Below are 16,554 nucleotides of genomic sequence, written 5' to 3'. Positions count from 1 at the left end.
ACGCCCTCGGCCCGCCCGCGCCGCGCCGGAGCGCACTGCACTCGGGCCGATCCCGTTCCAGCGCCCTGGCCGGTGAAGTCGCTGCCGAGGCCGGGATCGTGGTGCCGCATCTCACCCAGGCCGGCCGATAACAGGTGGCCGACTCCGACCCACCAGAGCGATTTGTTCTCTTTGTGTAGATATTCTGTGGCGTGTGATCGAGTCTGGACGGCGGCGGCTCCTTCGAGGCGGCCGGTGGAGGCTTGTGCGACTCTCGCCGGTCGTCCTGACCGTCGTCATCGCCAGCCTGGCATACACCACTCCCCCCGAAATGGCCTTCAGCCGCCTCCTACCCGCCGCACCGGCCCTCGCCGCCGCCATGTGGCCAGTACTCCCCACCGTCCTCCTGGGGACCGTCTGCCTCTTCTTGATGATCGGCCTGAGCATCGTCTTCCCCGGCCTGGGAACATGGTGGACAGCCGCAGGCATCATCGCCGTCACCGTCGCCGCCGCATACGGAAGCCACATCCGACTCCAACGCGAGCGAACCCTCTTCCAGCTACGACTGGTCGCCGACGCAGCACAACAGGTAGTACTCAGCCCGATGCCACGCCGCTTCGGAAGCGTCGAAATCGACTCCCTATACCTGGCAGCCGCGGCAGAAGCCCGCATCGGCGGAGACTTCTACGAAGTGATCGACACCCCATACGGCGTCAGGCTGCTCATCGGCGACGTACGAGGCAAGGGCCTACCCGCAGTCGGAGCAGCCGCCGCGATCGTCAACTCCTTCCGAGAGGCAGCCTACGGCGAGGCCGACATGGTCAACGTGGCGCGCCGGCTGGACGCCAGCAGCACCCGCTACAACGCCGCCTTCCCTCCCGAGGGGCCGATGGAGCGCTTCGCCACCGCCCTCCTCGCCGAAATGCCACACGAGGGCGGACGGATCGAGATCCTCAACTGCGGACACCCCCCACCCTTGCTCCTCAACCACGGGAAACTACGCACCCTCGAACCCACCACCCCCTCACCCCTACTCAACCTCGCAGGACTCATCGGCGATCACTACACCATCGACACCTTCGACTTCTCCCCCGGCGACCTGCTGCTCCTCTACACCGACGGAGTCACCGAAGCCCGCGCCCGCGACGGCGAATTCTTCCCCCTGGCGGCCTGGATGCGCCGACAACCCCCGACACCACCCCGTGAGCTGCTCACAGCTCTCCACCGCGACCTCCTCCACTACTGCAAAGGACGCCTCGACGACGACATCGCCGCCCTCGCCGTACGCCTGAGTGAACCCCCGGAATAGACCCGACCCAGGCCGTAGAGCCATCTCCCCCCGCGAGGTTGGGCACCGGTCGACGACGATGCCGGGCGAGCCGGTTCGGCGGCCGGCCGCGCGGCGGCGCGGCAGCAGGTCGGCGAACGGACTGCTGCCGCGCGGTCGGCACAGGGCGACAGCGCGTCTGCGGTACAGAGCAGCCGTCGAAGACCCCAACGGTGACAACCGCACCGGGTTCGTTGCTCCAGGCGGCAGTTGCTACTCGATATCGATCGTGAAGGTTGACGTGCTGCCGTCCTGGGCGACCAGGGTGACCGGCCCGAACGTGATCATCACGATCGACGTGGCGCCGACGCCGCGGTAGAAGCCCGTCGCCTCGGTGATCCGGACAGACAGAGCCGCGAGCGTGCCTGCCATCTGCTCGTCGGCCTCGACCTGTTGAGCCGCAAGGGCATCGTGGCCGTGAGCGGCGGCCCAGTCACGAACGGTGCAGGCGTCTTGGCTCAGCTCGGGCAGGATGCTGTCGTTGGCCCACGCCCACTGCCAAGAGGAAGCGGTAGGGCTCCAGCTGCCGAGGATCTGGGCTTGCGCGGTAGCGGTTTTGTCGGGGAAGGTCCAGGTGATGGTCCCGTTTCGCTGATCGAGTCCCCACCGGTCCGCCGAGCCCAGCCCCCAGGACATGTGCGCGCGGGCCAACTGGTCGATCATGTCTTCGCCCTGCAAAAGCAACGTGCTCAACCCCTCCGCATCGCAACCTTGCGTCGGGGCACTATCCGGCTTGGCGTTTCGCTTGAAAAATCCCATTTAGCGGATTCTGTCACGGCGCGGCCCCGCCGACGGCACCGGCCCCGGATCGGGCGCGAGCCGATGCCGAAGCCGCCCGACGCGCCGAAGTTGAAGGCGTCCGACGCACCGAGGCCCAAGACGTCCGGCACGCCGAGACCGAGGGCGGCATCCTGCACGCCGAGGTTGAGCCATCGCCCACCACAGTCAAGCTTCAGGCACTGCCCACCAGTCAAGGTTCAGCCGTTGACTGCCGGTCGAGGTAGGGCCGTTGACTGCCGGTCGGCGGGTGGACATGGGTCGCGTCGCCAGCCAGCAGTGCCTGGCCTATCCGGTGGCGCCGGGGTTGGCCGGTGGCGTCGCCGAGTCGGGAGAGTTGGCGACGCGTGTGCGCGCCGGAGCCAGCGCCGACGCCCCCCTCCCCCGCCCCGCGCCCTCTCATCCGAGGTCTCGGGAGGGGAGGGCGCGCCTCGCATCACCGCGAGCCTGAAGGGGATGCAGATCACACAGGGAGCCCCTGGGTTGCGGCTCGGAATTCCTCTAACGTTATCGACATAACGCACAAAACGGACCAATCGCATCTGATTCGTCACCCAAAGTGAGGGATCTAGGGAACCAGGAGTAGGTGCGTCGGCCGCCGGATCCATCGCCGCGGCCCGAGCCCACGAGGGCCACCACACGGCCCGCTCCCCCGCTGCCTGCCGTGTGCGACACACCACTACCCGTCACCGCTGAACAGGCATACCCGCCGGGATGCCGTTGGAGGGACCCGCTGTGGCATTGACCAGCGCAAAGAAGGTGGCAGCCGCCGTTGCGGTAGCGCTCACCGGAGCCACCCTGGCCGCATACGGAACGCATACGGCACAGGCAATACATGCGGCACCGACATCGTCGACAGCCGGGCCGACGTCCACCTCGGCACCCCGGTCCCTCGTCGCCGCCGGCTCGGCCACCCCGCCCTCGTCGCACAGCGCCTCACCCTCGGCACCGAACGTCACCACGCCGTCATCCTCATCTCCCGCCACCCCCTCCTCCCCGGCCACCGCCTCGCCCAGTGGCCCGGCCAGCGCTCTCCCCGGCTCATCGAGCGGGTTCACCGTGAGCAACGCGCTCCAGTTCAAAACCCAGGACGGCGGCAAGTCGGTCGCGCTGACCTTCGACGACGGCCCGGACCCCCGCTGGACACCGCAGGTACTGGCGCTGCTGGCCCAGCACCACGCCAAGGCCACGTTCTGCCAGATAGGCCCGCACGCACAGCGCTACCCCTACCTCACCAAGTCGATAGTCGCCGCCGGTCACCGACTGTGCGACCACTCCGTCCACCACAACGAGCAGCAGAGCAGCATGCCGTTGGACTACAACATCCACGAGATCGCCGACGCCCAACAGGAAATAGCCGACGCGGCCGGCCCCGGCGCCAAACTCTGGTACTACCGCGCACCCGGCGGCGACTTCAAACCCGTCATCCGCAACATCGCCGCGCAACACGGACTCCGCCCCATCGGCTGGAGCGACGACTCCAACGACTGGAAACGACCGGGCGTCGCGAACATCCTGGACAACATCAACCGGAACCTGCACCCGGGCTCGATCGTCCTGATGCACGACGGCGGCGGCAACCGCTCACAGACTGTCGCGGCACTCGCCAAGCTGCTCGACCAACTGGACGCCCAGGGCTACACCTACACGTTCCCGGCCCGCTAAACCTCAGCACCAGCTGAACTCGTACCGCGAGCCCGCCCGCACCACGAAGGCGTATCGAACCGACAGCACAGGCAGTCGATCGAGCAGGGGTGCTCCTTACCACCCCACGGCGACGCCCAGCGGCAACCACAGGCAGGGTGCTGTCGGGGCCGACAGCGGTCCCGAGCCGTAGGGCAGCGGATCGGGCTCCCGGTACCAGTCCCGGAGTTCCGCAACGCCTCCTCGCCGGCCTCGCTCGCGATCGTGTGGTGGCATCGCGGGCGAGAGTCTGCGAATGGCACGTGCCACGTGCAGGTAGCCGGGCCCGTTGACCGCAAGCCGTCGCGGTCTCCTCCTATCGCCCCGCTATCGCGCCCCACGGCGTCGGGGATCGATCGGCCCAGGCACACGGCGCCAGGCGGGCGGGCGAGACGCCCCGAACTGGCTCCCGATCGGACCCGAACCGGCCCGGCCCCGACGGCGGGAGTCACGCCCGTACCGGCATCTCCATGGCGAGCAGTTCCAGTGCCTCCTCCCACCGGAAGCGATCCGCGCCGTCGCCGGCCTTCGGCGGGTGCGGTTGGTATGAGCCGATCAGGACGCCCATCTCGCCCAGGCGCTCCAGGCTCTGGTGGTAGGCGGGGTGGGCGGCCTGGGCGGAGTTCAGGTAGGGCAGGACGGCGGTGGGGATGCCGAGGCCGTATGCCTCGCACAGGATGCCGACGGCCAGGGTGTCGGAGATGCCGGCGGCCCATTTGTTGATCGTGTTGAAGGTCGCCGGGGCGACCGCGATGGCGTCGGCGGGCGGCAGCGGGCGCGGCTCGCCGGGTGTGCGCCAGGCAGAGCGGATCGGATGGCGGGTCTGGGCCTCGACGACGGGTGCGTCGATGAAGCGAAGCCCCTGCGGGGTGGCGATGACGCCGACGTCCCAGTTCGCCTCCTGGGCGGCCGTGATCAGCTCGCCGACGTCGCCGGCGATGCCGGCCGCGCACACGACGACGTACAGGAAGGGCTTCTCGGGCTGCTGGAGTTGGTGGAGTAGGTGGAGTTGTTGGTCGGGGTGCTGTTCGCTCATGGGGGGACTCCCAACTGTCCGCAGAAGTGGTGCAGTTCCGGCAGGGTACGGCGGCGGTCACGGGCGACCATATCCGCGACCGGATCGCGGACGACGGGGCGGCGGATGTCCTGGGCCGCACGGCTCTCCGCGATGCGCAGGGCCGGTAGCCGCCGCCGAGGCGGCCTTGCCTGCTGTAGGCGCGGACGACGGGCACAGGCAGGAAGCCGTGCCCGGGGCTGTCTGCGGCGGTGTGCGCGCAGACAGCCTCGGGCGCGCGGCGATCGGTGTACCTACCCTGCCTGGAGGGCGAGGGTCGGTGGGAGCCGGGCGGCACGGACTGCCGGGTAGAGTCCGGCCACGGAGCCGATGAGCAGGGTGGCGGCGAAGCCACCGCCCACCGCCCATGGGGGGATCGCCCAGGGCATGCCGCCCGATGCGGCGAACACGTACGTGGCCGCGGCGCCCAGCACCACTCCGGCCAGGCCGCCGAGTCCGGACAGCAGCAGTGACTCGGTGACGAACTGGATGCGGATCTGGCCGCGGGTGGCGCCCAGGGAGCGGCGCAGGCCGATCTCGTGGCGGCGTTCCAACACCGAAATGATCATGGTGTTGGCCACGCCGACGCCGCCGACCAGCAGTGCCACACCGCCCAGTCCGAGCAGCAGGCTGTCGAACGCGCCCTCGGTGGCGGCCTTGGCCTGAAGGGTTGCGGACGGGTTGGAGATCTCGACGTTCTGCGGGTTCTGCGGGTCGGTGGCGCGTGCGAGCAGCTTGTGGACCGACTCGACGGAGGTGTCGGTGGAGCGTTCGTAGATCTGGGTGGGGTGGCCGTCGAAGTCCAGGTGGGTGCCGGCGGCCTGCCAGCCCACCAGTGCCGCCCGTTCGATCTCGGGTGCCAGGGGAAGCGGGTCGAGGATGCCGATGACCGTGAAGTACTGCTTGCCGATGAGGACTTGCTGGCCGGGCACGGTGATGCCCAGGCGTTCGGCGGCGACGCTGCCGAGTACCACCGAGGGGTAGCGTCCGTTCGCGTCGTTGAGCCAGGTGCCGGCACGGACCGTGCCGCGCAGAGCCTTCAGCAGGCTCTCGCCGGCGGCCTTCACGGACAGGCCGCTCGTGTCGCTCTTCGGGATCTTCTCGCTGCGTCGGACCGTCGGTTTCACGTCGCCGATCGCACCGACGTGTTCGACGCCGGGGATCCGGCCGATCATGCCGGGCGCGTCCTTGGGCAGTTTGGCCTTCTCACCGCTGAACATGTCCTGGCCGGGGGCCACCTTCAGCATGTTGGTTCCCAACGTGTCGAGCTGCTGGAGCAGTTGGGCCTTGCTGGAGGCGGAGATGCCGACCACCGCGATCATCGTGGCGATGCCGATGGCGATACCCAGTGCGGACAGCACGACCCGCATCGGCCGGGAGCGCAGCCCCGCCGAGCCGACGTGCACCACGTCGCGGGGGCCGAGGCGGGCGGGGGTCAGTCGGTCGCGTGGCACGGTACCTCGCCTCCTGCCGGCAGCGGCGCCCTCGTGCCCGTGTCCTCGACGACCTGGCCGTCGCGGATGCGCACCTGGCGGGGAAGGGCGCCGGCGATCCCGCCGTCGTGGGTGATCACCGCGATGGTGGCGCCGTCGCCGTTGAGGTCGTGCAGCAGCTGCATGACGGCCTCGCCGGAGGCGGAGTCCAGGGCTCCGGTGGGCTCGTCCGCCAGCAACAGGTCCGGCTCCCCCACCACCGCCCTGGCGATGGCCACCCGCTGTCGCTGTCCGCCGGACAGCTCGTGCGGGCGGTGGTGCATCCGGTCCCCGAGCCCGACGCGTTCCAGGGCCGTGGCCGCGCGCCTGCGGCGCTCGGCCCGCGCCAGGCCGGAGTAGAGCAGGCCCTCGGCGACGTTGTCCCGTGCGCTCACCCCGGCCACGAGGTGGAAGGACTGGAAGACGAAGCCGATGTGCCGGGCGCGCAGTGCGGACAGCCGACGGTCGGAAAGGGCCGCGACGTCGTGGCCGGCGAGGGCGACGGTGCCGGCGGTCGGACGGTCCAGGGTGCCGACGATGTGCAGGAGGGTGGACTTGCCCGACCCGGACGGCCCGACGATCGCGAGCAGTTCCCCGCGTTCGATGTGCAGATCCACCCCGCGCAGCGCCGCGACCCCGCCCGGGTACTCCTTGGTGACCTGGTTCAGTTCGACGACGGTGGTCATGTGTGGGGCACTCCGACCTTCATGCCTTCCTCCAGGCCCGATCCGCTGATCTCGACCCTTCCCTGTCCGAACAGGCCGAGCTTGACGGGAATCTCGCGGGCCTTTCCGCCTTCCACGACCTGGACGCCGAAGCCGCCGGCGGGCAGCGCGAGCAGCGCGTTGACCGGGACGGTCAGCACCTTCTGGTGCGTCTCGCCCTTGAGCTCGACGGTGACCGGGGCCTGGTCGATGCCCTTGACCTGCGACGGGTCGGCGAAGGTCACCCGTGCGGTGACCTTGGCGGACTGGTCCTGCCCGCCGCCGCCCTGGTCCTTCTGGTCCGAGCTGGCACTGCGGTCGACGGAGGCGACCTTTCCCTTGGCCTTGTCGCCCCCTGGGAGGGTGATCTCCACAGGGGTGCCGGGCTCGGCGAGCGCGGCATCGGCGACGTCGAGCTTGATCTGTACCTCGCGCTCGGCCCCGGTGACGGTCAGCACCGGGCGGCCGGGACCGGTCTGGTCGCCGGCGGCCGCCTCCTTCTTCTTGACCCGTAGCGAGCTCGACGTGAAGGCGATCTGCTCCGGACCCGTCTGACCGGTCTGCTTCAGGCCGTGGGACTTCTGCCAGCGCTTGAGTGCCTCCGCGGTACCGGAGGTGAACTCGTCGTCCATGGTCAGGGCGGCTCCGAAGCCGAGGTCACGGAGGTTCTGCTTCAGCTGCCGGACGTCCGGCCCCTTGTCCCCGGCCTTCAGCTTCCGGTACATGGGCCGCTCGCCGTACAGCAGCCAGACCTTGCTGCCGTCGACCTCGTAGAGCGCCTCGTTCCGCTTGACCACGGCGCCGGTGTCCGGGAGCCATGTCACCGTGCCCTGCGCTCCGCCGTTCAGCTTGCGCTCCTTGGAGTAGCCGAGGGTTCCGTCCACCTGGGTGCGGCTGCTCAGGTCCTGCCGCTTGATCGTGTCGGTCTTCTGCGGCAGGCCGTCCGTGCGCCGCTCCTGGCCCTTGCCGTCGTCACCGCTCACCGAGGCGACGGCCGCCCCGCCGACCAGTGCGCTCGCCACGACCAGCGAGGCGATCACGTACCTTCTGGCCGGACGCCTACGCTCACTGCCCGTTGTCATTGCACGCCTTCTGGGCCTTTTCGAGCTTGTCCTTGCTCACGTCGGTGTCCCCGCGCATCGCGGTCAGCTTGCCGTCCTTGAGCTGTGGGTCCGGCATGTCGACACCGTGCTCACGCATGCATTTCGCGAACTTGACGGCCTGGTCGAGGGCCTTCTCCTGCTCTTCCTGAGTCATTTCCTTTCCGGCACCGGGCAGGTCCTTGCACGCGTCCATGGCCTTCTTGATGCTCTTGTCGTCCCCCTGGATGCCCATGGCCTGGCCGTCTTTGGGCTCGTCCACCTTCGCGCCGTGTTCGCGCAGGCACTGACGGTATGTGTAGGCGTCGTCCGCCTTCGCGCCCTTTCCCGATACGTCCGAGCCCTGCACACCGTTGTCCTTGCCGGCGCCCGCGCCGCCTCCGGTGCAGCTGACCGCGAGCAATGTCACTCCGGTGACGAGCGCAGCCGCCATACCGTGCCTGATGTTCACCATGGAATTCCTCCGTGTCCGAGAACGAGTGATCGACGGCACGGAGGCTGGCACGCGCCCGCATTTCGTTTCTCTCAGCGAAGAGGTTTATGCCGACGAAATGCCGCTTTCGGGTATACGTGGATGTCATGCGTGTACTTGTCGTGGAGGACGAGGAATTCCTCGCGGAGATGGTCGCCGAGGGGCTGCGGCGCGATGCCCTGGCCGTCGACGTCGCGCACGACGGTCGCACGGCTCTGGATCGGCTGCTCCTGGGCGACTACGACGTGCTCGTCCTCGACCGTGACCTGCCCGGCCTGCACGGCGACGAGGTATGCCGCCAGGTCGTCGAGGCGCGCCTGCTGACACGCGTCCTGATGCTCACGGCCGCCGGCTCAATCCGCGAGCGGGTCGAAGGGCTCGGCCTGGGCGCGGACGACTACCTCGCCAAGCCCTTCGCCTACGAGGAGCTGCTCGCCCGCGTCCTGGCCCTGGGCCGCCGCGCCCGGCCCGCCCTGCCGCCGATCATCGAGCGGTCGGGCCTCACCTTGGACACGGCCCGCCGGCAGGCATTCCGCGACGGCCGCTACCTCGCGCTGTCCCGCAAGGAGTTCGGGGTGCTGGAGGTGCTGATGCGCTCCGAGGGGGCCGTCGTCAGCGGCGACGACCTGATCGATCGGGTCTGGGAGGAGAACACCAGCTACCGCACCAACGCCGTCCGGGTCACCTTGAGCAAGCTCCGCGCCAAACTCGGCGAGCCCTCGGTCATCGACACCGTGCCCGGCCACGGCTACCGCATCGGCGGAGCCAGGTGACCGGGCCTTCCATGCCGCGCGTCCGACGTATGCGGCTGCCCGGTGGCGAGCGGGCGCGGCTGACCGCGCTCTACGGCGGACTGCTGGTACTGGCCGGAGCCATGCTCATCGGCCTGATCAACTTCCTCGTGGCCCAAGGGCTGTACACCACGATCAGTACGGCGGTGGCGCGGCGCCCCGACGAGATTCCCGGGGGCGCCGCCCCTTCCCCCTACGCGTCGGCCGAACTCGCCTCTCCAGGCCCCGTTCCCGCCCAGGGCGACGCGGAGGCCGCCGAGGCCGTCAGGACGTTCACCCGAGCCGCCGAACAGGCCACCCAGAACGAGCTGTTGACCATTTCCCTGATCACCCTGGCCGTCTTCGCCGTCATTTCGGTGGTGCTGGCCTGGTGGATGGCCGGGCGGGTGCTGCGCCCCGTCGGAGTGATCACCCGCACCGCACAGCGACTGTCCGGGGAGAACCTCCACGAGCGCATCGCGCTGGACGCCCCCGACGGTGAGCTGAAACGACTCGCCGACACCTTCGACGCCATGCTCGACCGCCTGGAACACCTCGTCGGCGCGCAGAAGCGGTTCGCCGCGAACGCCGCGCACGAGCTGCGCACCTCGCTGGCGGTGCAGCGGGCGGCGGCGGAGATCGGACTGGCCACCTCCGACCCGGAGGCCGTCGCACGCATCCGCCGTAAGCTCATCGAGGTCGCCGACAGCAGCGAACGGCTCGTCGAGGGCCTGCTGCTGCTCTCCGTCTCCGACCAGGGTCTGGACCACCACGAACCGGTCGCCCTCGACGGACTCGTCCGGTCCGTGACCGCCGAGCACACCGCATCGCAGCAGGTCCGCGACCGTGGCCTCACCGTCCGGACCGAGACCGCACCCGTGACGGTGCAGGGCGACCCGGTACTGCTGACGCACCTCGTGCACAACCTCGTCGGCAACGCCCTCCGCCACAACCACGACGGCGGGCACGTCACGGTCACCGCGCGCGGCCGGACCTTGGAGGTCACCAACACCGGCCCCCAAGTGCCGCCGGAAACCGTCCCGTACCTCTTCGAGCCCTTCCGCCGCCTGGAAGAACGCCGGCACGCGCGCGGCGAGGGCGCCGGCCTGGGCCTGTCCATCGTCGCCTCGATCGCCCGCGCCCACCGGGCCCGCATCGACGCCGAGGCCAATCCGGACGGCGGACTGACCGTCCGGGTCGTCTTCCCCACCCCCGACGGGGGTTCGTGAACGCCGCAGCACCGTTACCGGCCGGGCAGTGCCCGAAAGGGATTTTCGGCAGCCATCAGGTCATTCGACCGGCAGGATCTGGTCATGTACTCCCCGCCCCTCACCTGGAGAGCCGTTCCTGGCTCGGCCCCCCGATCGACGCCCGCTCGACGCCCGCTCGCTGTTCGCTCCGGAACACGCCGCGCTGATGGCCACGCTCCGCGGCCTGGCACCCATCGACTGGACCAGGGAAGCAGATGGGTGGATGCCTGCGCGCGGGTGAGCCCGGCCGCGCTCGTCGATACCGTCGGCCTGACGGACGGGCAGGTGGCCCGGTTCTTCGAGCGCACCGACCCCGATGCATCGTCGCTGGGCGTGTCCTGGGCCGGCGTCGACCCGGCGCCGATGTGGCTGGACAGCGCCCGGGACTTCACCGAGTTCTGGACCCACCGCCAGCAGATCCGCCATGCCGTCGGCCAGGACACCGACCCCGATCCGCGGTTCTTGTCCGTGGTCCTGGACACCTTCATGCGGGCCCTGCCCCACACCCTGCACGAGGTCCGAGCGCCGGTCGGCACGCAGATCCAGGTGCGGGTCGACGGATCTGCCGGCGGCACCTGGACCGTCACGGCCACCGGGCCCCGCTGGTCACTGGCCGAGCCGCGCACCGCCCGTCCCACCGCCCTGGTCCGTCTGGACACGGAGACCGCGTGGCGTCTGTGCACCCGCGGCACCCAGCCGGCCACGGCCCGCGCCCACGCCCGCGTCGACGGCGAGCGTGACCTGGCCGAAGCCGCCTGCCGGATCGTGTCGATCGTCTACTGACCGCGGTCCCGGATCCCGGCCCCACGCCCTGGTCGGACGCCCCGGTCCGATGTCGTGGAATACCCCCACCCCCGCATTTTGTTTATGATTCAACCAAGTGAGAGAGGATCTCTCCCGTCGGGCCACCGACACCCGACCTCAGCCCCAGAACCGCAGGCCCGAGACCGCCTGCACCAGCCAGAAAGGACCGCACGATGGCTTCGACCCTCGACGTCCGTCGCGCCGACGAGCGCTTCCACACCCGGGCCGGGTGGCTGGATTCCCACCACTCCTTCTCGTTCTCGCACCACTGGAACCCCGACAACACCCACTTCGGGCTGCTGCTGGTCTCCAATGACGACATCGTCGCGCCGGGCACCGGCTTCGACACCCATCCGCACCGGGACATGGAAATCGTCACCTGGGTGCTCGACGGCAACCTCGTCCACCAGGATTCCGAGGGCCACAACGGCGTGATCTACCCGGGCCTGGCTCAGCGGATGAGCGCCGGTACCGGCATCCTGCACAGCGAGAAGAACGACTCGTGGACCCTGACCGGCCGACCCGAGCACCAGGACCCGGTCCACTTCATCCAGATGTGGGTGATCCCCGACGAGGCCGGCATCCGCCCCGGCTACGAGCAGCTCGACATCAACGACGAACTCGCTCGCGGAGGTTGGACCACCCTGGCCTCCGGCATGTCCCAGCACGCCGACCAGCGGGCGATCGGCATCCGCCAGAAGCACGCTGCGCTGCACGTCAGCCGGATGCGTCCCGGTGAGACGCTCCAGATCGTCACCGCCCCGTTCGCGCACCTCTTCGTCGCCCGGGGCAGCGTCGGGCTGGAAGGCGCCGGGCCGCTGGCCACGGGAGACGCGGGGCGCGTCACGCGCGCCGAAGGACAGCGCATCACCGCCGGCCCGGAGGGCGCGGAAGTCCTGATGTGGGAGATGAACGCCGCCGTCTCGATGCGATGAGTGAGCGGTCGCGGTGAGCGGTCGCGGTGTGAGCTGCGAGGTGAGTGAGCGGTCGAGGTGAGTGACGACGCGCACGACGGCCGGGCCGGGCCCGGCCGTCCACCATGCCTCCACGCGGCTCCAGGCACTCCCCGCCGCGGGTTCCGCCGCCGGTTCTGCCGCGGATTCTGAGGGGCGTTCGCGAGGGACGGCGTCGCGGGACGCCGGGTTCGCGCGCATCCCCGCATCGCGGGTGGCCGCCGCCGAACTCCCGGACAGGTTCGACGACTTCGGCCTCAAGGATGTCCGGGAATTCCCCTTCTCCACAGGGCAGGTGCAGGGCATCATGCCTCCGATTGGCCCAATGGCATCAGCCAAGGCGACCGGAGTGCCCCATAGTCCGGCTTTCCGGAAGCCGGCGCGGGCGAGGCGTGCGCGAAGGCCGCGTCCCGTCCGCATGCCGATGCCCCTCACCCCCCACGGAAGGCCATGTCATGCCCCGGAAAAGCCTCGTGACCACGGCTGCGGCAGCGATGGTCCTGGCTCTCACGGCCCTGTCCCCGATGTCCCCGTCAGCCCTCGCCCGGGCGCCGCAGAAGACCCACGCGTCCGGCGAACGCACCGTGGTCGTCTACCGTGTCCCCACCCATGACCGGCGGGACGCGCAGAAGCTGATCTCCGCCGGATACGACCTGATCGAGCGGCGTCAGGGTGACGACCTGTTCGTGATGGGCGACCCGTCGACGGCGAGTGGGCTGCGCCGGCTCGGCTTCTCCCCGACGGCCGTCGAGACGATGCACAAGCCCCTTGCCCACCAGCCGCGCGCGGCCCGCACGGGCGGCGGCGTCGACGACACTTACGACGGCGGCTACCACACCGTTGACGCGCACTACGCCCACCTCGACCAAGTCGCCGCGCAGCACCCGGACATGGCCAAGGTCGTCACCTACGGGAAGTCCTGGCTCAAACAGAACGGGCGTGGCGGTCGCGACCTCAAGGCCATCTGCATCACCAAGATGAAGCAGGGCGACTGCCAACTCAACCCCCAGGCGCCCAAGCCGCGTTTCTTCCTGATGAGCCAGATCCATGCGCGGGAACTCACCACGGGCGAGGTGTCCTGGCGCTGGATCGACACCCTGACCAACGACTACGGCAAGGACCCCGACATCACCGCGCTGATGGACTCCACCGAGATGTGGGTGGTCCCGATCACCAACCCGGACGGCGTCGACATCGTCGCCCAGGGCGGGGACAACCCCATCCTCCAGCGCAAGAACGCCGATGACTCCAAAGGCGGCAGTTGCGACGTGAACGGCCAGGTCGGCGTGGACCTCAACCGCAACGCGGGCACCCACTGGGGCGGCGAGGGCACCTCCACCGAGCCGTGCAGCGAGATCTACCTCGGCCCCGCCGCCGACTCCGAACCGGAGAACACCGCGTTGGAGGGCCTGTTCCGCCAGCTGTACCCGGCCGTGCGCACGGGCACCGGCGACAGTGACCCGGCGCCGGTCACCGCCAAGGGCCTGATGATCAGCCTGCACAGCGACGCGAGCATGGTCCTGCTCCCCTGGGAGGCCGACCACACCATCCACACCGGCAACGACGCCGCGCTGCGCGCGCTCGCCGGACGGCTCGGTTCGCTCACCGGATACCAGTCCGGGCAGGCCGGCGAGATCCTCTACGACGCGTCCGGAGGCACCGACGACTGGACGTACGACAAGCTGGGACTGGCCAGTCTCACCATCGAGATAGGTGACAGTGACGGCCGCAACTGCTCAGGGTTCACCCCGGCGTTCTCGTGCCAGGACAGCTACTTCTGGCCAAAGATGAAGCCCGCTCTCCTCTACGCGGCGAAGCAGGCCGCGGCACCGTACCGGACGACGGCCGAGAACCACTGACAAGCGCAGACCGGTTCGGGAGCGCGACGTCACCGGCACCGTGTGCCGTGCGTGCGCTCCCGCCCGGCATCGACGCAGGCGAGGATCCCGCCGCGCTCCCGCGCGCAGAACGCGACCAGCGCCTTGGCCGTTCATGCCTGGAATACATGGCGCGGCCCTGTGCGGTCCGGCCCGGCGAGTTGGGGCCCGACCCCAACCGACCGGCGACGCGCCTCCGGACGTGCGCATCGGCCGGCGGCGGAGGCCGCCAGGGCTGAGGTGACGTCCCCTGGCGGTCACAGCGATCGGACTCTCCCTCAGCGGCAACGATCCGAGTGAGGGCCGTGCAGGGCCGGCAGGTCTCCAGGTGAGTCGCCGTTGGCCCAGGTGCCGGCCTCAGGCAGCAAGCGCGACGGCTCCGATCTCCTCGCACTTCTGCACGTAGCCTCGGCCGTGACATCGGTCCGCGCTGTGCCCTAACGACGGGGGATCTTATGCCCGCCGGCGCGGTAGCCGAGGATCAGTGCGCTCAGGATGTCGGTCAGCCGGGGGGCTACGTCGACGACGGCGTGGGCGAGATCCGGGTCGGACTCGTAGAGGCGGCGCAGTTCGGTTCCCGGGGCGGCCATCTGCCACAGCGCTCCGGCCATCGCCGTGGCCGTGGCGACGACGTTGCCGGCCTGCGCCGGGTTCAGCGCGGCCACCCGGCGCAGTGCCTCACTCACGGCCGCGAACTCGGCGAGGGCGGTCAGCTTGAAGGATCGGACGTTGTCCAGGGAGACGTTGCGTTCCAGATTCATGGGCGTGTGGGCGAGCAGGTCGCAGAACAGCGGCCGCGCCACCAGCGACTCGGCCAGCAGACCGGCGATCGCGTGCCGGCCGGGCGCCTGGTCCGGGCCGCTCAGAGCGTCCGCGGGGTGGTTGCCGTCCGCGTCGGACGCCACGTCGGCGAGCTGTTCGCGCACCGCCCGCGACCACTCCTCCCACCCGGCGGCGGCCAGGCGGAGGTAGATCTCTTCCCGGGTCTCGAAGTAGCGGAGCATCGCCGACTTGTGCATGCCGACCTCCGCGGCGATGTCGGTCAACGTCACCGATCGGATGCCGTTCGCCGTGGCCAGTCGGGCCGCCGCGTCGAGGATCGCGGCCTCGCGGGCGCGCTTGGCTTCGGGACTCCGGGCGCGTGTGGGCTGACTGCGGCTGACCATGCGGACACCCTAGCGCAACCGGGTTGCGGTATTAACGCAACCGTGTTTTGCTAACGCCATGGCAACCCAGACGTGGTTCATCACCGGTTCGTCCCGCGGCTTCGGCCGCTCCCTCACGGTCGCCGCCCTGGAAGCGGGCGACCAGGTCGTCGCCACGGCGCGCAGGCCGGAACACCTCGCCGACCTGGCCGAACGGTTCGGTGACAAGGTCCTCCCGGTCGCGCTCGACGTGACCGACGCCGCCTCAGCCACGGCCGCGCTCGACACCGCCCGCGACCGCTTCGGCCGCATCGACGTGATCGTCAACAACGCCGGCTATGCGAACGTCGCCCCGGTCGAGACCGCTCCGGAGGACGACTTCCGCCGCCAGTTCGAGACGAACTTCTGGGGCGTGTACAACGTCTCCAAGGCCGCACTTCCCCTGCTCAAGGCACAGGGCGGCGGCATCGTCGTCCAGTTCTCCTCCATCGGTGGCCGGGTGGGCGGCAGCTCCGGCCTGGGCTCCTACCAGGCGGCCAAGTTCGCCATCGACGGCCTCACCCGCGTACTCGCCACCGAGACCGCGCCGTTCGGCATCCGCTATCTGGTCGTCGAACCCAGCGGCTTCGCCACGGACTGGGCCGGCTCCTCCATGGACGTCCAGGACGTCCCGCCGGAATACCAGGCGACCGTCGGCGCCTTCACCGACCGGGTCCGCGGCAGCCGGATCGCCGGCGATCCGGACCGCGCCGCCGGAATCCTGGTGCGCGTGGTCAAGCGCGAGCACCTCCCCAGTCACCTGCTCCTGGGCGCGAACGCGGCCCGGATGGCGCTCGACTACTCGCGGCAGCAGATCGCCGAGGCCGAAGCCTGGCAGGCCGTCTCCCTCTCCGCCGACTTCGACGCGGAGTACCCGGTCGAACTCCCGGCGGACGTCAAGTAGGTCGGCGACCGGCCAAACCGGCAGAGGGGCGGCCAGGCATGGGCCCGACCAACGAGCAATGAGCTCGGCCGGAGCCCGTCGAGTGGGCTGCATGCGCGACTGATCCGGAACCAGGCAGGACGATCTTGCGTCTTCCCTCTCATGTCTTTGCCTCGAAGAGCCTCCCTCGCAACCGTCGCAGCCGGCGCAGCGACGCTCCTCGCGCTCTCCGCGTGCGAGGGTGCGCCGCCCGCTGCCGGCCGGC

At 69.9% G+C, this 16,554-nt stretch carries 15 protein-coding genes and 3 pseudogenes; 8 read left to right on the top strand and 10 right to left on the bottom strand.

What is annotated here, in order from left to right; translation table 11 throughout:
• The first annotated feature begins 244 nt into the window (after positions 1-244).
• On the top strand, positions 245-1,288 hold the full coding sequence (locus MOV08_RS42965; RefSeq protein ID WP_275305741.1) for a PP2C family protein-serine/threonine phosphatase: 1,044 nt from the start codon (positions 245-247) through the stop codon (positions 1,286-1,288).
• 231 nt (positions 1,289-1,519) lie between these two features.
• Here MOV08_RS42965 and MOV08_RS42960 read toward each other — a convergent pair whose 3' ends face one another.
• The 3 genes and pseudogenes from MOV08_RS42960 to MOV08_RS42950 all read right to left on the bottom strand — a co-directional run bounded on the left by MOV08_RS42960 (position 1,520) and on the right by MOV08_RS42950 (position 3,141).
• Entirely contained in the window at positions 1,520-2,065 is a 546-nt protein-coding gene (locus MOV08_RS42960) for a DUF6882 domain-containing protein (protein ID WP_275311578.1), read from the bottom strand.
• A 250-nt stretch (positions 2,066-2,315) separates the two neighbouring features.
• A pseudogene (locus tag MOV08_RS44325) lies at positions 2,316-2,453 on the bottom strand (FAD-dependent monooxygenase); the annotation flags it as partial.
• Between the two features lie 316 nt (positions 2,454-2,769).
• On the bottom strand, positions 2,770-3,141 hold the full coding sequence (locus MOV08_RS42950; protein WP_275311577.1) for a hypothetical protein: 372 nt from the start codon (positions 3,139-3,141) through the stop codon (positions 2,770-2,772).
• Between the two features lies 1 nt (position 3,142).
• Between MOV08_RS42950 and MOV08_RS42945 the strand changes: the two genes are divergently transcribed.
• Positions 3,143-3,748, top strand: a complete 606-nt coding sequence (locus MOV08_RS42945) for a polysaccharide deacetylase family protein (RefSeq protein ID WP_275311576.1) — start codon at positions 3,143-3,145, stop codon at positions 3,746-3,748.
• A gap of 466 nt (positions 3,749-4,214) precedes the next feature.
• Here MOV08_RS42945 and MOV08_RS42940 read toward each other — a convergent pair whose 3' ends face one another.
• From MOV08_RS42940 to MOV08_RS42915, 6 genes and pseudogenes are all read right to left on the bottom strand, one after another.
• The gene (locus MOV08_RS42940) at positions 4,215-4,802 is read right to left on the bottom strand and encodes a flavoprotein (RefSeq protein ID WP_275311575.1); all 588 of its coding nucleotides are present in this window, start codon (positions 4,800-4,802) and stop codon (positions 4,215-4,217) included.
• Positions 4,799-4,998 (bottom strand): annotated as a pseudogene (locus tag MOV08_RS42935) (hypothetical protein); the annotation flags it as partial. The gene MOV08_RS42940 and the pseudogene MOV08_RS42935, both read right to left, overlap by 4 nt.
• Before the next feature lie 76 nt (positions 4,999-5,074).
• Complete coding sequence (locus MOV08_RS42930) at positions 5,075-6,274, bottom strand: ABC transporter permease (protein WP_275311574.1); 1,200 nt, start codon at positions 6,272-6,274, stop codon at positions 5,075-5,077.
• Complete coding sequence (locus MOV08_RS42925; RefSeq protein WP_275311573.1) at positions 6,256-6,978, bottom strand: ABC transporter ATP-binding protein; 723 nt, start codon at positions 6,976-6,978, stop codon at positions 6,256-6,258. Before MOV08_RS42925 ends, MOV08_RS42930 begins: the two co-directional genes overlap by 19 nt.
• The gene (locus tag MOV08_RS42920) at positions 6,975-8,036 is read right to left on the bottom strand and encodes an efflux RND transporter periplasmic adaptor subunit (RefSeq protein ID WP_275311572.1); all 1,062 of its coding nucleotides are present in this window, start codon (positions 8,034-8,036) and stop codon (positions 6,975-6,977) included. The genes MOV08_RS42925 and MOV08_RS42920 overlap by 4 nt, the downstream gene beginning before the upstream one ends.
• A gap of 25 nt (positions 8,037-8,061) precedes the next feature.
• A complete protein-coding gene (locus MOV08_RS42915) occupies positions 8,062-8,550 on the bottom strand; it encodes a hypothetical protein (protein ID WP_052287303.1) in 489 nt (162 codons plus the stop codon).
• Between the two features lie 125 nt (positions 8,551-8,675).
• Here MOV08_RS42915 and MOV08_RS42910 point away from each other — a divergent pair, with 125 nt between their 5' ends.
• The 5 genes and pseudogenes from MOV08_RS42910 to MOV08_RS42890 all read left to right on the top strand — a co-directional run bounded on the left by MOV08_RS42910 (position 8,676) and on the right by MOV08_RS42890 (position 14,204).
• Positions 8,676-9,341, top strand: coding sequence for a response regulator transcription factor (locus MOV08_RS42910; protein WP_275311571.1), 666 nt, complete (start codon positions 8,676-8,678; stop codon positions 9,339-9,341).
• An 11-nt stretch (positions 9,342-9,352) separates the two neighbouring features.
• Positions 9,353-10,567 (top strand): sensor histidine kinase, encoded by a 1,215-nt coding sequence (locus MOV08_RS42905; protein ID WP_275311570.1) that lies wholly within the window; start codon positions 9,353-9,355, stop codon positions 10,565-10,567.
• A 118-nt stretch (positions 10,568-10,685) separates the two neighbouring features.
• A pseudogene (locus MOV08_RS42900) lies at positions 10,686-11,371 on the top strand (hypothetical protein).
• A 194-nt stretch (positions 11,372-11,565) separates the two neighbouring features.
• Positions 11,566-12,327: a pirin family protein gene (locus MOV08_RS42895; protein ID WP_275311569.1), complete on the top strand. Its 762-nt coding sequence runs from the start codon at positions 11,566-11,568 to the stop codon at positions 12,325-12,327.
• A 542-nt stretch (positions 12,328-12,869) separates the two neighbouring features.
• Entirely contained in the window at positions 12,870-14,204 is a 1,335-nt protein-coding gene (locus tag MOV08_RS42890) for a M14 family zinc carboxypeptidase (protein ID WP_275311568.1), read from the top strand.
• 455 nt (positions 14,205-14,659) lie between these two features.
• On the opposite strand, the gene MOV08_RS42885 is transcribed toward MOV08_RS42890, so the two are convergent.
• Positions 14,660-15,388 (bottom strand): TetR/AcrR family transcriptional regulator, encoded by a 729-nt coding sequence (locus MOV08_RS42885; protein ID WP_275311567.1) that lies wholly within the window; start codon positions 15,386-15,388, stop codon positions 14,660-14,662.
• A 58-nt stretch (positions 15,389-15,446) separates the two neighbouring features.
• On the opposite strand from MOV08_RS42885, the gene MOV08_RS42880 reads away from it, so the two are divergent.
• A complete protein-coding gene (locus MOV08_RS42880; protein ID WP_275311566.1) occupies positions 15,447-16,310 on the top strand; it encodes an SDR family NAD(P)-dependent oxidoreductase in 864 nt (287 codons plus the stop codon).
• Positions 16,311-16,554 lie beyond the last annotated feature (244 nt).

The organism is Streptomyces yunnanensis, assembly GCF_029011865.1.
Taxonomy (GTDB): Bacteria; Actinomycetota; Actinomycetes; order Streptomycetales; family Streptomycetaceae; genus Streptomyces; species Streptomyces yunnanensis.
This window is presented reverse-complemented; position numbering and strand designations above follow the sequence as displayed.